This window comes from Paenibacillus allorhizoplanae, from assembly GCF_927798215.1.
GTDB classification, from domain to species: domain Bacteria; phylum Bacillota; class Bacilli; order Paenibacillales; family NBRC-103111; genus Paenibacillus_E; species Paenibacillus_E allorhizoplanae.
In genome coordinates this window covers 130,513-150,921 of record NZ_CAKMMW010000021.1, presented here as the reverse complement: position 1 = coordinate 150,921, position 20,409 = coordinate 130,513, and the positions used below count along the sequence as shown (strand labels likewise).

At 44.9% G+C, this 20,409-nt stretch carries 19 protein-coding genes; 14 read left to right on the top strand and 5 right to left on the bottom strand.

Translation table 11 applies throughout. The features are described 5' to 3' along the window. A partial coding sequence (locus L6I86_RS26925; RefSeq protein WP_236291485.1) for a hypothetical protein occupies window positions 1–300 on the bottom strand: 300 nt, incomplete at its 3' end. 59 nt (window positions 301–359) lie between these two features. Between L6I86_RS26925 and L6I86_RS26920 the strand changes: the two genes are divergently transcribed. After that, entirely contained in the window at window positions 360–1,445 is a 1,086-nt protein-coding gene (locus tag L6I86_RS26920; protein ID WP_236291484.1) for a CotH kinase family protein, read from the top strand. A 28-nt stretch (window positions 1,446–1,473) separates the two neighbouring features. Further along, entirely contained in the window at window positions 1,474–1,833 is a 360-nt protein-coding gene (locus L6I86_RS26915; RefSeq protein WP_236291483.1) for an SET domain-containing protein, read from the top strand. 180 nt (window positions 1,834–2,013) lie between these two features. Here L6I86_RS26915 and L6I86_RS26910 read toward each other — a convergent pair whose 3' ends face one another. Further along, a complete protein-coding gene (locus L6I86_RS26910) occupies window positions 2,014–2,202 on the bottom strand; it encodes a hypothetical protein (protein WP_236291482.1) in 189 nt (62 codons plus the stop codon). A gap of 111 nt (window positions 2,203–2,313) precedes the next feature. On the opposite strand from L6I86_RS26910, the gene L6I86_RS26905 reads away from it, so the two are divergent. Continuing rightward, window positions 2,314–2,469, top strand: coding sequence for a hypothetical protein (locus L6I86_RS26905; protein ID WP_236291481.1), 156 nt, complete (start codon window positions 2,314–2,316; stop codon window positions 2,467–2,469). A 471-nt stretch (window positions 2,470–2,940) separates the two neighbouring features. Here L6I86_RS26905 and L6I86_RS26900 read toward each other — a convergent pair whose 3' ends face one another. After that, entirely contained in the window at window positions 2,941–4,356 is a 1,416-nt protein-coding gene (locus L6I86_RS26900; protein WP_236291480.1) for an MFS transporter, read from the bottom strand. A 188-nt stretch (window positions 4,357–4,544) separates the two neighbouring features. Between L6I86_RS26900 and L6I86_RS26895 the strand changes: the two genes are divergently transcribed. Together L6I86_RS26895 and map are read left to right on the top strand one after the other, a co-directional pair. Next, window positions 4,545–5,462 (top strand): AraC family transcriptional regulator, encoded by a 918-nt coding sequence (locus L6I86_RS26895; protein WP_236291479.1) that lies wholly within the window; start codon window positions 4,545–4,547, stop codon window positions 5,460–5,462. Between the two features lie 100 nt (window positions 5,463–5,562). Next, a complete protein-coding gene (map, locus tag L6I86_RS26890; RefSeq protein ID WP_236291478.1) occupies window positions 5,563–6,309 on the top strand; it encodes a type I methionyl aminopeptidase in 747 nt (248 codons plus the stop codon). A gap of 83 nt (window positions 6,310–6,392) precedes the next feature. On the opposite strand, the gene L6I86_RS26885 is transcribed toward map, so the two are convergent. Beyond that, window positions 6,393–7,733 (bottom strand): DUF5050 domain-containing protein, encoded by a 1,341-nt coding sequence (locus L6I86_RS26885; RefSeq protein ID WP_236291477.1) that lies wholly within the window; start codon window positions 7,731–7,733, stop codon window positions 6,393–6,395. 156 nt (window positions 7,734–7,889) lie between these two features. On the opposite strand from L6I86_RS26885, the gene L6I86_RS26880 reads away from it, so the two are divergent. Together L6I86_RS26880 and L6I86_RS26875 are read left to right on the top strand one after the other, a co-directional pair. Further along, complete coding sequence (locus L6I86_RS26880; protein ID WP_236291476.1) at window positions 7,890–9,434, top strand: stalk domain-containing protein; 1,545 nt, start codon at window positions 7,890–7,892, stop codon at window positions 9,432–9,434. A 70-nt stretch (window positions 9,435–9,504) separates the two neighbouring features. Further along, window positions 9,505–10,080 (top strand): TerD family protein, encoded by a 576-nt coding sequence (locus L6I86_RS26875; RefSeq protein ID WP_236291475.1) that lies wholly within the window; start codon window positions 9,505–9,507, stop codon window positions 10,078–10,080. 74 nt (window positions 10,081–10,154) lie between these two features. Here L6I86_RS26875 and L6I86_RS26870 read toward each other — a convergent pair whose 3' ends face one another. After that, window positions 10,155–10,976 (bottom strand): helix-turn-helix transcriptional regulator, encoded by an 822-nt coding sequence (locus L6I86_RS26870; RefSeq protein WP_236291474.1) that lies wholly within the window; start codon window positions 10,974–10,976, stop codon window positions 10,155–10,157. A gap of 158 nt (window positions 10,977–11,134) precedes the next feature. Between L6I86_RS26870 and L6I86_RS26865 the strand changes: the two genes are divergently transcribed. From L6I86_RS26865 to L6I86_RS26835, 7 genes are all read left to right on the top strand, one after another. Then, window positions 11,135–12,421, top strand: a complete 1,287-nt coding sequence (locus L6I86_RS26865) for a Gfo/Idh/MocA family oxidoreductase (RefSeq protein WP_236291473.1) — start codon at window positions 11,135–11,137, stop codon at window positions 12,419–12,421. Between the two features lie 91 nt (window positions 12,422–12,512). Then, the gene (locus L6I86_RS26860) at window positions 12,513–13,487 is read left to right on the top strand and encodes a LacI family DNA-binding transcriptional regulator (protein WP_236291472.1); all 975 of its coding nucleotides are present in this window, start codon (window positions 12,513–12,515) and stop codon (window positions 13,485–13,487) included. Window positions 13,488–13,566: 79 nt separating this feature from the next. Further along, complete coding sequence (locus L6I86_RS26855; protein ID WP_236291471.1) at window positions 13,567–14,883, top strand: ABC transporter substrate-binding protein; 1,317 nt, start codon at window positions 13,567–13,569, stop codon at window positions 14,881–14,883. Between the two features lie 36 nt (window positions 14,884–14,919). Beyond that, window positions 14,920–15,807 carry a carbohydrate ABC transporter permease gene (locus L6I86_RS26850; RefSeq protein ID WP_236291470.1) on the top strand — a complete coding sequence of 296 codons (888 nt, stop codon included), beginning with the start codon at window positions 14,920–14,922 and terminating at the stop codon, window positions 15,805–15,807. Next, window positions 15,800–16,630 carry a carbohydrate ABC transporter permease gene (locus L6I86_RS26845; protein WP_236291469.1) on the top strand — a complete coding sequence of 277 codons (831 nt, stop codon included), beginning with the start codon at window positions 15,800–15,802 and terminating at the stop codon, window positions 16,628–16,630. The genes L6I86_RS26850 and L6I86_RS26845 overlap by 8 nt, the downstream gene beginning before the upstream one ends. Before the next feature lie 69 nt (window positions 16,631–16,699). Beyond that, a complete protein-coding gene (locus tag L6I86_RS26840) occupies window positions 16,700–18,469 on the top strand; it encodes an amylo-alpha-1,6-glucosidase (protein ID WP_236291468.1) in 1,770 nt (589 codons plus the stop codon). 95 nt (window positions 18,470–18,564) lie between these two features. Then, window positions 18,565–20,397, top strand: a complete 1,833-nt coding sequence (locus L6I86_RS26835) for a right-handed parallel beta-helix repeat-containing protein (protein WP_236291467.1) — start codon at window positions 18,565–18,567, stop codon at window positions 20,395–20,397. Window positions 20,398–20,409: the final 12 nt, after the last annotated feature.

The following is a 20,409-nucleotide window of genomic DNA, read 5'->3' as shown; positions in this document are numbered from 1 at the left end:
ACCTTTACCAGTACCTCCAGTACCTTTGCCAGTACCTCCAGTGCCTTTACCAGTACCTCCAGTACCTTTGCCAGTACCTCCAGTACCTTTACCAGTACCACCAGTACCTCCAGTTCCTTTATTTGACACGGGGTTTCGAACTAAAAACTCATCTAATCCAGTATCTTGAGCTTGTTTTATTAAATCTAGTATTTGAGTTTCTCCCATATTGACTTGACCACCCATCATAAAAATTCCTTGAAAATCAAGGTGCTGTATTTTATGTGAATCGCGTATTATTTGTTCTAGTGTAAAGACCAATTTATTATCAACACCACTTACTTCTTCATAAGATATAAAAAAGGCAAGGGAATGATTTAATGGAACATACTGCTATTCCTACTTATGGTATAACGATTGAACCGAAAGATCTTAAGGTACTAATTGCTGATGTTTGGAAAGATGATCCTGTTCCTGCCAAATTAATTGTAGACAACATTCCTCATGAGATTGGGATCTCATATCGGGGAGATCATACCCGTAATTTTCAAAAGAAATCCTATAGCATCGACTTTAGGTCATATAAAGAAGAATTTGCGGGGCGTGAGATACACTTAAATGCTGAATACCGAGATCCATCTTTAATACGCAACAAGCTTTCTTTTGATTTTTTCCAGAGCATTGGGAGTACGGCTCCAAATAGTAAGCATGTTTTTCTAGAATTGAATGGGGAGATAAAGGGAATATATCTAGAACTTGAATCGGTGGATGAATTTTTTTTACAAAGAAGAGAATTACCATCAAGTCCTATTTTTTATGCTACGATCTACCATGCGAACTTTTCTTTATTAACACCGAAGGGAAATCCAAAACCTTCCCTCATGTCTGGATATTTTCAAAAAATGGGAACTGATAAGGATAAACAAGACTTAGAAAAGTTTATTGTAAAAATAAATACAACTAACCGAGAACAATTTGGAGAAGCGATAATAAAGGATCTGGATATCGAAAATTATTTATTATGGTTATGTGGGGCAGTTTGTACCCAAAACTACGATGGGTTTATTCACAACTATTCTATAATTCGAAATGAAGAGTCGAAATTATATCAGGTGATCCCCTGGGATTATGATGCAACTTGGGGACGAAATTGGAATGGAAAAATAATGGAATATTATGCTGTTCCGATTGAAGGCTATAATACACTCACTGCACGACTATTGGATGTAACGGAAATACGGCAGCAATACCGTCGTATTATGGAAGAAATTTTAGAAACAAAATTTACGGTTAAAGCAATAGAACCTATGGTGGCAAATCTCCATACGCAATTAAAATCCTATATTTCTTTAGATCCGTTTAAAAAGAAATCCATTGCGTTATTCAATAGTGAACCAGAATTCATACTTCGCTTCATTGAAAAACGCAACAGCTATCTTCGAAAGCATCTTAAAGATCTTTCTTAAAGGAGGAAGCACGCTGAAAAAAATTGAAATGAAACATACTGAAAAATATGGAAGAGGAATTTTTGCATCCGAAAACATTAAAAAAGGTGACTTAATTGAGTCAGCCCCGATTATCGTTGTCACCAAAAAAGAATGGGAAGAAATGAGGGAAAGTATCCTCAAAAACTATGTTTATCGTTGGGGAGAGGATAAAGCTATCGCTCTTGGATACGGTGGATTATACAATCACTCTTTCACTCCCAATGCGAGATATATATCGAATATAAATAATTTAACCATTGACTTCTCTGCCTATAAAGATATTAAAGCGGGTGAAGAGATTTTGATTAATTACAATGGAGACCCTAAGGACCAATCTTCAATGTGGTTTAAGGTTATCCATAAATAAAAACTGAAATGTGTTAGTTCGTTCTTACCGCAATCGATTCGTATCTTATACAACATAATAATTGTTGCAAGCTATATTTTATCCACAATTAAAGAATAATCGTGAATAAAAAGAAGTCAACTTTAGCGTTTTAGAAGTAAAGATGGCTTCTTTTTTTGGGAAATCTTTTATATTTGCATATTAATGATATTTATTCTCGATTAACGAATGCTGCAAATGGTGATAACACAAGGCAAAGCCAGCTTTGAAATCCGCGGGCGGATCTACGACGGTTTTGAAGGCACAAGCTAGATGCTCATCTAGAAGAGAAGCAATTGGAACTTCCTTGCTTGAAGGATGATAAGCTGGGACAACAATGAAGCAAGACATGAGCATTGTGATGATATAATTGCTTCTTTAGTACTATATGTATGAATCCATATATTTGGTAAAATTTACAAATACATATAGAAAGGTTGGGATAATATGAAGGAATTTGAAATGAACCAGAAACAAGATTTAAAGGATGGCGTTGAAACGAATTTTAGAAAAAAAGCAGTAGCTGTTGGGTTAAAAGTATTTTATAGTGGCGTTATCATGCTTGCCCTTTTTCCAACGATATATGGGTCTGATTGGCCAGAGAGAGGTTGGTGCTAATAACTTAGCACGTAACTAGAGTTCAATAGCTAAACGAAAATGGCAGCCAACCCTAGTGGATTGGTTGCCTTTTCTTAAGAAACAAACCAAATAACGAAGCTAGTCATTCATACTCATATTGTTAAAAGGGAGCTTTTTATGGATCATAAACATAATTTACTTTACGGAATATTTGCTGGTGTTTTTCTTCTTTTTTTAAATAATTCTTTTGCAGTGAGTACAATACAACATCTATTCGATAGCATGCCATTGGCCTATATGACGGTTAGATTCATTCTCTATGTGTTATCTTTTATTGGGATTTTAACGGTGGCTTTTTGTTCAATAGAATTGTTTATAGAAGTACTTAAATTTAGAAAGCAAAGATGACTAAAATAAATCTCGCCAACCACATTGGCGGCCCGCTTTGGTGAAAAAACTTATACTCATATTTCGTCTTGCAGATGGAAGAATAAAAGAATATTGAAAGCTTCAAGACGCGTTACGCGGTTCAGCCGCGACGACGCGTTGCGCCCTCTCCGCTGGCAGCAGCAAGATCAAGACCGCTAGGAGAGAAGCTGTCAGGAAAACGGCAGAACCCACAAGTGAGACGGAGATTGCATGGGCAAAAGACGTATCTGATGGAACGTCTGGCCGGTTCGCAGCCTCGAAGACAGCGATCAGAACAGCGAGCCCAAGCGACGCTCCGGTCTGATGAGCGACGTTGACGAGCCCTGACGCTGCACCTGCATCTTTGGCATCCACATCGGACAACCCCAGTGTCGTAAATGGCTGGAAAATCATTCCAGCTCCACACCCCATGACGAGCAAAGGGACAAACAAATGAGGAAGGAAACTCGACTCAGCCGAAATGAGGCTCAGCCAGCTTGTTCCGGTGATCGCGATTATCAATCCGGCAATTAATACTTTAGCGTTCCCGAAACGGGCTAAAAGCGTAGGCATCGCATACATCATCCCGAACTGAACGGCCGTGAACGGCATGATTGCAAGTCCCGCCTGCAAAGAGTTGAAATGAAGAACCTTTTGCAAAAATTGCGGAACGAAGAAAAAGATTGGATAATTTCCACACAAGAGCAACAGCCTACCCAAGTAGGCTCCGGATCGTGTTCGGTTCGCGAACAGGCGAAGAGGGGTAATCGGCTCTTTCGCCCGTGCTTCGATCCCCACGAAAGCCGATAGCGAGATACCTCCGAGAGCAAGCGAACCCCATACCTCCGGCGCTTTCCATCCGACAGATGCCGCTTGAACGAACCCGAATGCCAGCGCCGTCATGCCGATTACCGACGTCATGGCTCCCATGATATCTAGTCGGCCCACTTTGGTCTCCGTCTCCTGCATATATCGAGGAACCATAAGAAGCAGAGCGACGCCAATTGGTACGTTGAGGAACATCCCGGCGCGCCAAGAGATGAGATCCGTCAACAATCCACCGACGATTAAACCGACGCTGCCCCCGGCTCCGGATACGGCGCTGTAAACCGCGATTGCTTTCGACCTTTCCCGGGCTTCCGAGAAGCTTACGGACAACAAGGCGAGTGCAGAAGGTGTTGCCATTGCTGCTGCCACTCCTTGCAATGCGCGTGCCACTAGCAAAAGTTCAGCGGACGGCGCCAAGCCGGATAACATCGAGGCCAACGAAAACAAGGCGATCCCCGCGGTAAAAGTTTTTCTCCTTCCTAGGATGTCCCCAGCTCGAGCACCTAATAACAAGAAGCCTCCGAACGCCAAAATATACGCGTTTTGCACCCAAGTTAGAGCGGCCGTCGACAGATGGAGTGTGCTGCCGATTTCGGGTAATGCAGTAACCAAGACGGAAGCGTCGAGCACCATCATCAGCTGACAGGCGACGATCATCGCCAAAATAATTCGTTTCGAATGTTCTTTCAAGAGGATAACCTCCCTTTCACTTTATATCAGTTATTATGACGCGAATCGGCAACGGGAAGTAGCTCATTTCTGCTAAAAAATTGATCAATACTGCAAAGTGATAATCCATATTGTTCAATAAACAGGTTTGCGCTCTTCGTGGAAAGGCGTATAATAGGAGAGGATAGAAAGATTGGAGGGACATTCCCATGCAGTCGAAATTGGATCAATTAGTGAATATCGTGGATTCCCTTCATCTTACAGAGGGGCGTACGGAGACGTCAGTTCCCTTTTTTTCGCTAGTCCGGCGGAACCGGCCAACGGCGATTATACCAGGTGTTCTTACCCCCTCTTTTTGCCTGATTCTACAAGGGGGTAAGAAACTTCATCTAGGTCAGGACACGATCTATTATAGCGCAGGCGACTATTTGGTTTCGTTGATCGATATACCAGCCTCTGGTCAAGTCATCGGCGCTTCGCGGCAAACGCCGTATTTCGGCTTGCGAATCGATGTAACGGCGGAAGAGATTGCTTCTGTCATGACGGATACCGGTATCGTCGTGAAACCGCTCGACCAAAAGCTCGGACCTGGAGCCTACGTAGGAAAATCCGATGAGCACTTGCAACTCTTATTCATCCGGCTGTTGGAGCTGCGAGACAAGTCCGAGGTTGAAATCCGCTTCCTGTCTTCGCTGATTAAGCGCGAGATGATATTTCGTTTGCTTACGGGCGATTATGGGCACTTGTTTGTTCAGCGGGTTTTCATGGACCAGCAAAATGAGGGGATCAGTAGAGCCATTGAATGGATAAAGGAGAATTACAACAGAACCTTCACAATCGAAGAGGTGGCGAGATCGTCCAAAATGAGTGTCTCAGGACTTCATCATAAATTCAAAGCTGTCACGACGATGGCTCCCCTGCAATACCAGAAGCAGCTCCGACTCCAAGAAGCGAGACGCCTCATGCTGAACGGCACCGCGAACGCGACGGTCGCCGCGCTGGAGGTCGGATACGAGAGCCCGGCGCAATTCAGTCGTGAATATCGCCGGCTTTTCGGACTCCCACCGCTTCAAGATATGAAAGCATTTCACAGAAAACCAGTACCTGAAGCGTTCGAGACCAGCTAATACCTTCAATTTCTCATTCGGAATTGAAGATTTCGTCTATAGTGGAGTATTCTTCTTAAAATGAGTAAAATAATGATATACGGAAAATGGAGGGGCTTTAATGACAATAGGATCCCAAAACGATATCGATGGACTAAAAGCAATCGGTAAAATCGTTGCAATGACGATTAGTGAAATGAAACGTCACACACGCGCAGGTATAACAACAAAGGAACTTGATGAAATCGGAGGCAGTTTTTTGAAAAGGCATGGAGCTGTGCCGGCACCGAAAGCAACATATAATTTCCCTGGCTATACATGTATTAGCGTTAACAATGAAGTGGCTCACGGAATACCCGGAAATCGCATTATCCAACCAGGAGATTTAATAAACATCGATGTTTCGGCAGAATTGGGAGGTTATTATGCGGATGCGGGACAGTCTTTTCCGATAACTCCATACAATCCATCCTTATTGCGTTTATGTGAATACACACACAATACGATGATGAAAGTAATCTCTTCACTTAAGCATGGAGTTAAATTGAACGAAATCGGACGGATTATTCAAAGCGAGGCTAGAAAAGGCGGCTATAATGTTATTAATAATTTGTGTAGTCACGGTATTGGGAAATCCTTACATGAGTCTCCAACAGAGATTCTTCCTTTCTATAACAAACATGATAAACGTGTATTGAAAGAGGGTTTAGTCCTTACGATTGAGCCTTTTTTATCAACGGGGGCTGACTATGCCGTTGAGCAGTCGGATGGGTGGACATTATGTTTACCGGGTGGTGGCTTTACGGCACAACATGAGCACACAATAATCATTACAAAGAATCAACCCATCATCGTGACGGTAGCTTAGTTTCGAGTTAATGTTACTAAAGTAAAAGGATGTTCCACGACATATTCATGTCGAGGAACATCCTTCTTTTTCTTACTTTCGAACTAGCGGAACTCGATCATTTCCTTGGTTTTCCAGTTGATCCATGAGAACGTAACAGGGTTAGCGAAAGTGACTTTAATTAAATCACCTGCTACATCGAAAGTCTGTACAGCTGATTCATTTAAGAGAGTAACATTTTTAGCTAATAAATCTACTTTATACAGTTTCATATCATTTTTCTTCTGGAAAATCACCGTTTGCTCGTTAACCACAACAAGGTTATTCGAATTAAGCTCTATGACCTTCGTCGGTTCCTTCTCAGGTTCATTGAGGAGTCTTTCCATAAGGTAAGCACCGTCTGTATAGTATAAAGAATTATTAATGACTTGGTATCTGGATGAAATATTTCTCATTAATTTACGTTTATTCGATCCATCTAGCTTCATTTCATAAAAGTCAACGGGTAGTCTGGATTCTTGATTGTAATAGATGGTATCACCCAAAATTTGATAATTCCAAACACTTTTATATGCCAACTGATTTCCAGTACCATCCGTCTTGACCATATTCACATTCGATGCATCAAATTGTTTCGTATAATAAATCGAATCCCCGGTAATAGACATATTTGCAATCGATATGCCGCTAAGTAGCTTCACAAGTCCTGAACCATCTGTTTTCATTTTATAGACGCCATTATCCGGGGAAAGATTGTAATCTCTAGGGTGTCCAATGATTTCAAACGTAGAGAAGTAGATCCAATCCTTATCGACGATAAGGTGGTTAGAACTTACAACATCGCCAATCTTGGTGTTCATAGATCCATCTAGTTTCATTTTATAGATTTTTCGCTCATCCATGGGATGCGTGTAATAAATCCAGTCTCCATCCACATAAACGGTACCTACTTGGTTTCCATTTAAGCGATTGATACTTGGGATATAGCTGGTTTCTGGAGCTTTTAATTCGACAGTAGCGTTCTCTTGGTGAGTGATATCAATTCGTTTGGTTTCGCCGTTCCAAGCTACTAAGGCACCAAGTGCTTCACTGACAAACCGCAAAGGGACAAGTGTAAACCCATTAGAGATAACGCCAGGTACTTCCATCGTTACGGCTTTTCCGTTCTTGTAACCGTTCTTTTCCCCAATTTTATAGGTAATTAAAATATCGCCTTTCGTTGCAGTAACCGTTCGCGTAGAGTTGTCCCATTGAATTTGTGAACCTAAAGTTTCAAAAATTTTCCTTAATGGTACAAGTGTCGTTCCATCTGTAATAATAGGTGGGGTATCAAACGTTAACTCATTTCCATCCAGGTAAACAGTGATCTTGCTATCGGCTGCGTAAGCATTGGAGCTTATAACAAACATCATTAGCAATAGAATTACAATAACTTTTCGACTCAACAACATAACCTCCCAATTTAATTTCTCTATGAATGACGACTCACCATATTCGACAAAAAATACATTTTCCCTTTACATTACTTATTTCCATTATTTATTTCCTGTGATAATCTGTACTAATGTACAACATATTGCTGAAGAAGGAAGTTACATACAATGAAATCAAGGTTTACGACTATTAAAGGAATTTCTATCGGAATTATCGCTAGTACTTTACTCGCGAGCAGTGTCGTAAGTGCATCAAATGGAGGAAACAATATTATCGTATTTTACAAGCAACTTAAATACAAGATTAACGGTGAGATGCGGAGCGCGTTACAAGGACAAGGCTTTATTTATAAAGACACGACGTATGTACCACTCCGAATGGTGAGCGAGGCGCTAGGGAAGGAAGTCGGTTGGGATGGCAATACGAATACGATCGCGCTCAGCTCATCATTGAATACGAAATTACCTACAAGTTCATCAACAAACGATCTACCTCCGGTAAATTCTTCGGCTACAAATGAGGGAACCGTAATTGAGGTTTACTACAAGCAGCTCAAATATAAAATAAACGGTGAAATGAAAAATAAATTAGAAGGTCAAGGATTTATCTATAATGACACGACGTATGTTCCACTTCGATTGGTTACTGAGGCTTTGGGTAATGAAGTCGGTTGGGATGGAAGCACGAATACCATTTCACTCGGCGCAGTGACTGCTCCTAATGGAAATACATCAACATCCACAAATGCAGCAGATACGAAAAGTTTGACTACCTTTCCTTTCGTCGCACGCGATGAAGCTAAAGGGTTTCTCGCCGTTAACGAGTGGGGGATGAATCATAATTCATCGGCATACCCGTATTTCACAATTAATAACCAGTCTTATAGCAAAGGTTTCGGACTCTACATGCATAACAATCCCTATCCGCCATACATTAAATCGGGGGGAAGCATGGATATAAAGTTGGAAGGATTTTATTCAAAACTTACTGGGTTGGTAGGACTGGACGATAGTGTACCTTCTAATACAGCAACAGGAACTTTGAAGATCATCGGTGACTCCAAGGAGCTATTGAGCGTAACTGACATAAAGCCTGGACAAGATCCAAAGACAATTGATGTAGATGTTACGGGCGTACAATCCCTTACGTTTAATTTCCAATCGAACCGAGAAGGATTGCTTAACATGATTATTGCAAATCCCATGGTAACAAGAAACAACAACCCAACTACGGTAATTCCGAAAACACCAGTACCTACAGTAATGCCGACGCCAACTCCAGTGCCTTCTGTCCCTCCACAGTCAGACTCAGGGGTAAAGGATACAGTGCAGAACAAAGGTGATGTTGTCATTACAGCACGTGATCAATTTAGGGAAGCATTAGCAATTACGAATTATGGATACAAGAAGGTTGACTTGAAAGGATGGAAAATTATAAGTACATTCGGAGGCGAGACCTATACGTTTAGTGACACCCATATTCTCGGGGCATACGGTATAGGACCAGAAGAAGATACTGTTTCTGTTGTCAGTGGCAATTTTGCGGAGACCGTTTCCAGATTCCCTGCTAATTCTTACTATAAAATATGGTCTATGAGTGAAATCTGGGATGATAATTCGTATGATAACGTGGAGCTTTATAATGCATCGGGTGAACTTGTCAGCCGTTACAGCTGTAAATCATCAAGTAGTTGCACTAAAAAATCGTTCTAAGTCGAGTAATGACAATAGCTACAGAAACTGAACGTTACCAATAAAATAATAAAGTGGGGGTAAACATTCTATGCCAATCAATCTATCTAAAGGTCAGAAAGTAGATCTTACAAAAACAAATCCGGGGCTTACAAAAATCTTTGTAGGACTTGGTTGGGACACGAATAAATACGATGGCGGCAACGCTTTCGATCTTGATTGTTCTGTTTTTTGCACCAACTCTGCAGGTAAAGTGGATAAAGAAAAAAACTTTGTTTTTTATAACAACAAGCAAAATGAGAACGGATCTGTTGTACATAATGGTGACAATCGTACAGGTGCTGGCGCTGGTGATGACGAACAAATAAATGTTAATTTATCGGCGGTTCCAGCAACGATCGAGAAAATTGCTTTTGCAATTACGATTCATGAAGCTGCAGCACGGAATCAGAACTTTGGGCAAGTTTCCAATGCTTACGTTCGTATTGTGAATGAAGTGGATGGCCAAGAGCTAATCCGTTACGACTTGGGTGAAGATTTCTCCATTGAAACTGCAGTGGTCGTTGGTGAGTTATATCGGAATTCAGGTGAGTGGAAGTTCTCGGCCGTAGGTAGTGGATATAGAGACGGTCTTGGTGGATTAGCGAAAGATTATGGTTTAGCATAGTAAAATGAAATCATTAAAGCCCTCGCGATATACGCGACGGCTTTTTTGTTTTTTCTAGGATTTAATGAAAAAGTTTAATGACCCTCTCGAATGGCTGATTTCCGGTATTCAAGTGGGTTGGTTTTGGCTAGTTCCTTAAAGACGCGTCCGAAGTGGCTAATGTTCTCGTAACCGACACGTTGGGCGATCAACGTAATCTTCCAGTCGGTCTCCCTGAGCAGTCGCTGCGCTTCACTGATTCGGATGCTAGTAACATATTCAACGAAGGAAAATCCGGTAACCTTCTTGAACATGCGACTTAGATGATAGGGGCTGATGTAATGCTCCTTGGCTATGGCGTTCAAAGATAGTTGCTCTTCGAATCTGCCGTTGATGGCGGCGACGATTTCGGCAATTTTTTTATGAGCAGGGCTTTCGTGTTCAAAATCCGCTCCACTTCCCCGGTTCAACCGGCGTGCGCACCAGATCAGCAGTGTGGCCAGTTGAGACTGAAGCGCCGTTTCGTATCCCGGCAGAGAATCGTTTGACTCTTTCAGCATCTCAAACAGTAATCGATGCACCCACTCCTGCTCATGTGGAGGAACCGAAAGCAGCCTGATTTTCATCCGGAATGGCTCATATAAAAGCGGTTGGCTGAAATGATTCAGAAAGCTTTCGGTAAAATTGATCAAAATGCGCTCGTGATTCGGCAGACTTGTGTCGCCTGTCTTGTGAAGCTCGTATTTATCAATAAAAACAAGATCACCCTCACGGATTCGGTAGGTCAGGTCTTTGATAAAATAGGTCCGTTCCCCATTGATTAAATAATAAATTTCGTATCGGTCGTGAAAATGGTTTTTTTGCATGGTGTAGTAGCCGTTCCGTTTCATATGATGGATGAACATTTCCTTCTGCATCAGGTTGTCCCCTCCTTTTTCCTCACTATAGCATGATCATTTGAAAAATACGCAAAAAATGCAAAGAAAGCGGGGCATTATCGCAAATATTCCGCAGAAAGGGATGATTTATTGCGTTACAATGAAAGCGTACTAACAACTGAAGAGGGGAAGAGGCTATGATGAAAAAAAAATATGCACTGGTCGGTACAGGCGGCCGCGCCGAATTTTTTTATGGGGCTCTCGCTGAAGGATACCGTGATCGTACCGAGCTCGTCGCTTTTTGTGACATTAACGCTGTAAGGTTATCTTATGCAAATCGGTTGCTCAAAGAAAAGTACGCACATCCGGAAATTGCCATCTACGGTGCAGAAGAGTTCGATACTATGATTGAGAAGGAGAAGCCCGACACCATCATCGTAACTACCATGGACAGAACGCATCATAAGTACATTATCCGAGCTATGGAGCTGGGCTGCGACGTTATAAGCGAGAAGCCGATGACAGTTGACGAGGACAAGTGCCAGGATATTCTTGATACAGTGAGTAGGACCGGACGCAGCCTCAGGGTCACCTTCAATTACCGGTATGCACCCCATAACACCAAAGTGCGCGAACTGATTATGGACGGCGTTATTGGCGATGTTCATTCCGTTCATTTCGAATGGTTGCTTAGCACCGAGCATGGTGCCGATTACTTCCGTCGCTGGCATAGGGATAAACGCAATAGTGGAGGGCTGCTCGTTCACAAGTCGACGCATCATTTCGATCTGGTTAATTTCTGGCTGGGCACCCGCCCGCAATCGGTATTTGCCATGGGCGGTCTAATGTATTATGGACGCGAAAATGCGGAACGCAGAGGTGTGACGCAATTTTACCAACGGGCACTTGGCAGCGAGGTGGCTAAAAACGATCCGTTCGCGCTGCATTTGGATTCCAATGATCATTTAAAGGCGTTGTATCTGGATGCGGAGATCGCTGACGGCTATCAACGGGATCAAAGCGTGTTCGGCGACGGAATTAGTATCGAGGATACACTAGGCGTCATCGTGCGATACGAGAACCAGGCAATACTTACTTATTCTTTAAATGCTTACCAACCTTGGGAAGGGTTCAATGTTGTATTTAACGGCAGCAAAGGGCGTATGGAGCTTAAGGTTGTGGAACGATCATATATCAACTCGGCTGGTGAGAAAGAGGATGAGGGCGCACTTTCCCACAAGCAGCTAACCGTACAGCCAATGTTCCAGAAGGCTTATGAGGTCGAGATAGAGGAAAGAAGCGGAGGGCATGGTGGAGGAGATCCGATACTGTTAAACGATCTATTTGGAGAACCAGCGCCTGACAGATTGAACCGAGCTGCCTCGCATGTCGATGGAGCCATATCCATATTGACGGGGATTGCTGGTAATGTCTCCATGCGAACCGGTCGACAGATTGAGATCGGAAGTTTAGTGAGATTTTAAATTTTTATGGAAAAGTATTCCTAATTACGAACACGTGTAATATACTTAAATCATCATAGACATGTGTAAGTTGAAAGGAACTAAGCAATCCATGAAAGTAACCATTAAGGATATCGCCCGTGCAGCAGGAGTGAGCCATCCCACCGTATCGAAAGCGTTGAACGGATCTCCGGGGGTCAGCCATGCGGTTCGTCAAAGAATCGTCAGTATAGCCGAACAGATGAACTATATCCCCAATCAGGCGGCAAGAAGACTGGCTGACAAACAGACACAGACCATAGGCTTACTGTGGCCGAAATCAGAAGCGCTATTTTTTCATCACCTCAGCCTGCAGATTCAGCAGGAAGCCGCTAGGCGTGGACTGGACGTAATGATTTCGCTGGCTGATCCACCTCGAGGACTACGTGCATTTAACGAGCATTTTGTCGATCGGATCATCTTCTGGAGTCCTCCAGGTTGGCAGCCGGACATGGCTTTCATCAAGCAGAAGGAGCTCTTTCAAGGGCGAATGCTGCTGATGGGAGGCGGCACCTTAGAGGGGACACACCGGATCAGCGTCGACCGAAGCGGAGCCATTTATGAGTCCGTATGCTATTTGGCGGCTAATGGTCACCGCAGGATTACCTTCGTCGGGGACTCCTACGAGAAACAGTTGGGTTTCATTAGAGGTATTCTGGAACAGAGACTGGATTACCATGAGCATTACGTGATTTCCGCCAAAGAAGGGGAGTCCTTTCCGGAGAAGCGTGTTGCGGAGCTGCTGGACAGTCCCGATAGACCGACGGCCTTTATTGTCGACAACCAATCTTACGCCTTCGGACTGATCAAGCTGTTCAGAGACAGGGAGATTCGTATGCCCGACGACTACTCGTTGATCGTTTATGATGATATTCCGGAAATGGAAAGAATGGAGATTCCAGTTACGACGATCGGTCCTCCTATCGGGAAGCTGGCCGTGCTGGCATTAGAGATAATGGGGAGCAAAGAGGGGCAAAGACAAGAAATCATGGCAGATATTGAGATCAAATGCGAAATGAATGTGCGCCAATCTACGGGACGCATTTAAGTTCGCACAATTACGAACACGTGTAACATGCAAGCTCTTAGCAAATTCATTCGTCCAATCTCAAATGGGAGGTTTTTGTATGAAAATGTTCAAACTTGTATCCGCATCAGTTTTGATTGCTTTTTCAGCTGCAGCCTGCTCCTCAGAAACGACTACGGATACCCCTGCGGTCAGTCCATCTAGCCCTAGCGTAACATCGAACATTCCAAAAGAAGTTAATTTAAAGATCGGCTTGCCAGGCAGCTATGACATCACAAGTAAAAAAATCATCGACGGCTTCCAAGCGAAATATCCCAACATCAAGCTGCAGATCGAAGAAGCGCCATGGGCTGATTTTACAACTAAAATTGTAACGAATATCGCGGGCAATAACGCGCCTGATATCTGGTTTCAGGAAAATGCCGTTATCCTTGGTTACGGGACGCGAGGCGTTGCTGAAAATCTAGAACCCTATATTAAGCGGGACTTAAAGACGGAGGATTATATCGAATCCCTGCTATCCGCCAAGACACCCGACGGTAAAATTTACGGCATTCCGCATGGCGTCAACCCGAACGCACTCGTTTATAACAAGAAAATCTTTCAACAAAACAATGTTCCTTTCCCTACTGACAACTGGACTTTCCAGGATATGATCGATGCGGCCAAGAAGTTGACGAAGGACACGGACGGTGACGGGAAAACGGATATTTACGGTTTCCAGACGGCAAGCTCTATTGCTCAGGGTTGGATTCCTTGGATCAAATCGACCGGGGGCTCAGCGCTTGATGCGGGCATGACGAAGGCAACATTCAGTGATCCCAAGACTGTTGAAGGCTTGACGCGTTGGGCCGATACGATCCTTAAGGATAAAATCAGCCCGACGCGAGAGATGCAAACGAATCAGAATTATTTTCAAAGTGAAAAAACGGCGATGACCTTCCTGCAATATTCTGGTCAAGTCAACTTGAATAAGAATAAGCCCGATCTGGACTGGGATGTCGTCAAGGTTCCCATTGGTTTTGACGGCAAACGCTTCGTCCCTACAGTTGTCAACCAATGGCTGATCTACTCCAAGGCGAAACCGGAAGCGAAGGAAGCGGCATGGACATTCCTCAAATATTATTTGAGCGACGAAGCACAGACGTTTCTTTCCGAAAGCGGAGCGAGCCTTCCTGTAAAGAAAACTGCGCTCGTAGCTCTCGAGAAGTCGAGCAGCAAGCCGGCCAATAAGCAAGCTTTTACGAAAGGCGTCGAGGAGGCTGGAGGCACATTGGATGAGAATCCTTCCTGGAATCAATGGCGCGCAGCCGCAACCCCGATCCTGAATGATATCCTCGATGGCAAAAAAGCGCCAACTGATGGAGCGAAGGAAATCCAGCAAAAAGTGCAATCCGTTTTGGACGAGAATAAATAAGTACGGACTTCAGGTCCGGTCGAATGAGGTGTTACGATGCGCAAACAAGGCTGGTGGGGCTTCTGCTTCACCCTCCCTTTTCTCATACAATTGGCCGTCTTCTTTCTGTTCCCATTCTTCTTCTCGTTTTATTTAACCTTTACGAAATGGGATTTGTTCAACGCGCCGCATTGGATCGGTTTGAGAAATTGGTCGTTAATGGTGAAAAATGACGTGTTCTGGCTGGCACTGCGCAATGTGTTCTGCTTCGCTCTGCTGTTCGTACCGGGTCAGACGTTGGTCTCCTTGCTGTTGGCCTACATGTTGAATCTGCAAATTCGTGGAAAAACGTTTTTCCGACTGATTTACTTCTTACCAGTCATTACGCCATGGGTTGCAGGGGGGCTGGTTTGGCTATGGATTTACAATAACGAGTTCGGGATTCTGAATTGGATGTTGGATTCTTTGGGTCTAGACAGGGTAAATTGGGTCCGTAGTGAAAAGTGGTGGCTGGTCATCGGTTCAATCGCCATCGTGAATATTTGGAAAGGTGCCGGATATTCCATGGTGCTGCTTCTCGCAGGTATGCAAAACATTTCCAAAGAAATCATGGAAGCCGCCCGGATTGACGGTGCCAACGGTTGGAAATATTTCACAAAAATTACGATACCACTCGTATCCCCGATGGTTTATATGGTTATGATCCTTTCGACGATTTCAGCGTTTCACGCGTTTGACGTGTTTCTGGTCATGCTTGGCGAGAAGGGCGACATAAACTCCATTCATGACAGGAATATGGTTCCGAATATTCTGATCTACCGGGACGCGTTCCTGAACGCGAAGATGGGCGCTGCATCCGCATGGGCATGGGGATTATTTGCAATCATTCTGCTGGTCACGTTATTTCAGAAAAAAATGGAGAAGAGGTGGGTCCACTATGAGTAAACAATCGCTTGGTCTACAGTGGGCCGCTTATATCGTCTTGATCGGCGGCATGCTGTTCATGCTGGTGCCTTTTTTGCAGATGCTCTCTACATCTTTAATGAAACCGGGCGATGAACTAACGTTGCCGCCAAAATTATGGCCACATCCGATTGAATGGAGCAATTATTATAAGGTTTGGGTCGAGGTTAATTTTGTACGTTACGCGATGAATAGCGTATTAATCACTGTGCTTGATATGGTCGGCATGGTTGCCTCTTGCGCAATCGTCGCCTATGGGCTTGCTTTTTTCGAATTTAAAGGACGCAATCTTATTTTTCTGGCAATGCTGGGCACGATGATGCTGCCATCGCAAGTCACCATGATTCCTACTTATTTTATATGGAAACAACTAGGTATGCTAAATACGTATTATCCGCTTTATCTGCGCAGCTTTCTGGGAGGCGCCTTCGGCATCTTTCTGATGCACCAGTTTTACAAGACGCTTCCGAAGGAACTGTATGATGCAGCTTGGGTCGACGGAGCGAATCCTTGGACCATTTTTTATAAAATATACGTTCCGCTGACAAAGCCTGCCTTATCGGCCCTAGCCGTGTTTACCTTCATCAGTTCATGGAACAGCACGCTGGAGCCGCTTATTTATTTACAGGATAAAAAGCTGTATACGCTGCCACTTGGCCTCCTGTTTCTACGCAATGAGGTGGATAACAAGACGACGATCATTATGGCAGGTTCCGTCATTACGCTTCTTCCTGTTCTGATTGTGTTTCTCTTTGCCCAGAAGCAATTCGTGCAAGGTGTAGCGTCTGCGGGGTTAAAGGGATGACTGAAATGCTATATAGTTCTGCGGATTGGTAGGCCGGAATTAAGAATAAGGAAAAAGGAGGGAAATGAGATGGGGCCTGATTCACTAGCAGCTGGTTGGACGAATATGCCCGATATTTGGGGAGAGGGCGCTCTGTTTGCATTTTCTGGGCTTGATGGCGAAACCGACACCCGGTCGCAATTCGTCGCAACCGTAGGGTCTGCAGGTTATGATCTGCTTATTCATACACCAGAGCGTCGACTGCTTACGCTTCGAACTGCCGATTTCGGTAAGGTGCGGATCGCTACAGGGGACGTGCTCATATCCGAAACGGATAGGGGAGAGATGATGATGATGTATGCAGCTTGGCATACGTTGATCGGTCATCTACCTGAAGATGGAGACGTGGCTCTAGCGTTCGTGGACGACGGGCTTGAGAACACAAACGGGCTGACAATGCGTACGGAGATTCTCTCCGACGGAGGACAATTAACAATTACAGAGGATGTTGGTAAGGGGGATGTCATTGCCCTTCTGCTGGCTGCCGATGAACGATCCTGGACATTAGCCTTCGGGACGAATGCAGCCGAAGCGACTGATCGCGCAGTCGACGCCCTTCTGTTAGATCGACATCAAGTGATGAGGGAACGACTGAACCTCTATGCTCGGCTGCCAGTAGTTCGAGATCCTGAAAGAGCCAGGCTGCTTAAAAAATGCTTAAGTGTCATGAAAGTGAATACCCTTTCTGCTGAGGCGTCAATCGGCCAGATTTGGTCGACTCCCGACCGTGTCCCCCACAAAGCCATGTGGCTGTGGGATTCGGTATTTCATTCCTTCGCTATGAACAGGATTCATGCCGATACCTCCTGGATGTTTCTCAAGAGTGTGCTCGAAACTCAGCTAGAGGATGGGATGATTCCGCATATGAGCAGAGCGGACGGCACGGTTTCTTCGATTACACAGCCTCCCATATTGGCATGGGGTGTTTGGGAGAACTTCCTCTATACGAAGCGATGGAGCGATCTGGCCTATGCACTGCCCCGTTTGGAGCTTTATATGGAATGGATTCTCACACACCGAGACAAAAATCAAAATGGCCTGCTGGAATGGATGATCGAGGGCAACCCACTCTGCCGATCCGGTGAATCCGGCATGGATAATTCACCTCGATTCGATGAGGCGGCGCTGCTGGACGCTGTGGATTTTTCTTCCTATGCAGCTGCTGATATGACATATATGTCGCGTATTGCTGAAGAGCTGGGAGACCATGAGCGTTCATTGTTATGGTCCCGGCGTTCAGCTGCCGTATCGGCAAGCATACATAGTAAACTGTGGCACGAAGAAGACGGATTTTATTATGATCTTGCCATGAACGGAAGCATGTCGAAGGTGAAAGCGATAAGTGGTTTTATGCCGATGCTGCTTGAGGATTTACAGAAAACAAGGACGGAGCGTCTGCTCGCGATGCTGCATGATCCGCAGCACTTTGGTACGCCATTTCCTGTTCCCAGCACCGCTGTCTCCGAGCCTACGTACTCCACGGATATGTGGCGTGGGCCAGTATGGATCAGTACGAATTATCTGATTATTACGGGTCTGCGCAAGCAGGGGAAAGAGGAGGAAGCCAACAAACTGGCGGAGCGAACAATTGATGCCGTGCAGTTCTGGTATGAGGGGTATGGCGTCATTTTTGAATATTTCGATGCCGAAGCCAAGACTTCACCGCTCGCTTGCAGCCGGAAAGGTCCACCGCTGCAACAATACGATATACGAAGGAAAATTGACGTGATCCGCGATTTTCACTGGTCCGCTGCGTTAACCGCCTGTCTGCTGTTAGATTCGCAGGCTATATTTGGTTAGCGGGAAGACGAGTATGTAAGCCGAAGTAAGAAGTATTGTACACCTATGAGTCGAACCGCATATTTCCGAATATCTACCATGTAGGAGGGATTATGATGAAGGATTCAGAGCTCCATGATGTCAAACTTCAAGAGATCGATACTCAGCGCCAGTTGGAATTACCCGTGCAAGAGGAAGAAACCGGCCAAACCCGTAAGCTGACTCGAAGAAGCTTGCTTGCCGTACTAGGAACGGCAGGTTTAACGGCAGCAGCCGGAGGAATGGTGATGAGTTTACTAGGAACGCCGGCAGCAGCGGCAGGCAGTTCTGTGACCGAGAATGTGTACGAGCAGCAAAGGTTAGCACTACTGGAAACTTGCGACCCGGGTTGGGTCAATGTTCTTGACTACAACGCTGTCGGAGACGGAACTACGGATGATACGGATGCCTTCCGTTCTGCTGCAGCTACCGGTAAGCCGATGATTGTCCCCAAGACGACGAACTTCTATAAACTGAGTGGTTCTGTATCGCTGACGGCTTCCATAATTGGAATAGGCATGCCTGAAATCCGTATGGACGGTTCCAATGGGTCTGAGCAGAAACGCATGCTGCTAATTCATAATTACCAGGGCGGTGGACTCCATGTCACGGGTCTGTACTTGAATGGCGGCTACACGACCGGCACGGCCGACGAGCAGTCGCATCTTGTCAGGATCGCCAATTCCGTTAATGTATTTATTCATAACAATGTCTTACTTGCACCTTACGGTGACTGTGTCTATATTGGTTCCGATTATATTGCTCCCAGCGAGAATGTGCATATAAGCGACAACGTACTCAGCAATCCAAGAAGATGTGCAGTCGCTGTCGTCTCCGGCCGAAAAGTGTGGATCGAAGGCAATGTGATCAAGGATTCCTTTCCTTATGTTGCCACCATAGACTTGGAGCCGAATAGCTCCTCTACGGGCTCGGATATCGTTGAAGATATCTGGATTACAGAGAACGAGTATTATAGCGAAATTTATTTCATTAATTCTTACAATCCTAATACGGCTTCTCCGAACAAACGGATAACAATTACGGGAAATAAGGGCCAAGCGCGATATTTCTTCCGCTGTAATAGTGCTCCGGCAATCACCGTGCAGGTGACCATCAAGGACAACGATTTTTACGGGTCTGTATCCGACGCCCGCATGATCCAAAGCTCCAATGTGACCAAGGGACTTGAAATCAGCGGAAACCGAGATTATGCGACAGGTGCATCTGGCTGGAACATCGCGAATTCAGAAGCTCCGATCGTCGCTGGCAATCGGATCGAGTCGGCAAGAGCAATAGCCGTCTCATTTACCAATTGCTCTTCCGTTCAATTCACAGACAACTTGATAAAGGATATCAATTCTTCGAATGGATCCGTCCGGTTTGCAGGGCCGCAGGCGACAGGCCGTCATCTCATCACCGGCAATCAGTTGGTCAATATTGGCAGTGTTGGTTATTGGTTTGGCGGCGTGGTGACGGAGACGTTATTCCACGGCAATGTGACGGAGTGCGCGGGGAAATGCATTCAAATCGATTCGGCGGCAGTGGGCTCAGACCTTCGGATTACAACCGGAAACGTGTTCGCAGGCGCGGGTACTCCCGTATTCGGGGCTGTGAATCTGAAGGTTTGGACATCACCTGAAATTCAGACGAAGGATATGATATCGGGATGGGCTACAGCCTTACCTGTATCGGGAACATGGAAACGCGGTTCCATCTTGTGGAACGTTCAGCCTTCCACGCTGTCACCAGTAGGCTGGATTTGCGTCTCCGACGGCTCTCCCGGTGTATGGGAACCGATCGGCTCTGCCGGAGCGCTCAGCGCTTCGGCACTGAAGCTGAAATCACCAAATGGAAGCGTATTTATAGTGACAGTCACCGATGCAGGCCAACTATCCGTCACTCCAGCTTAATTAATGGAAGCT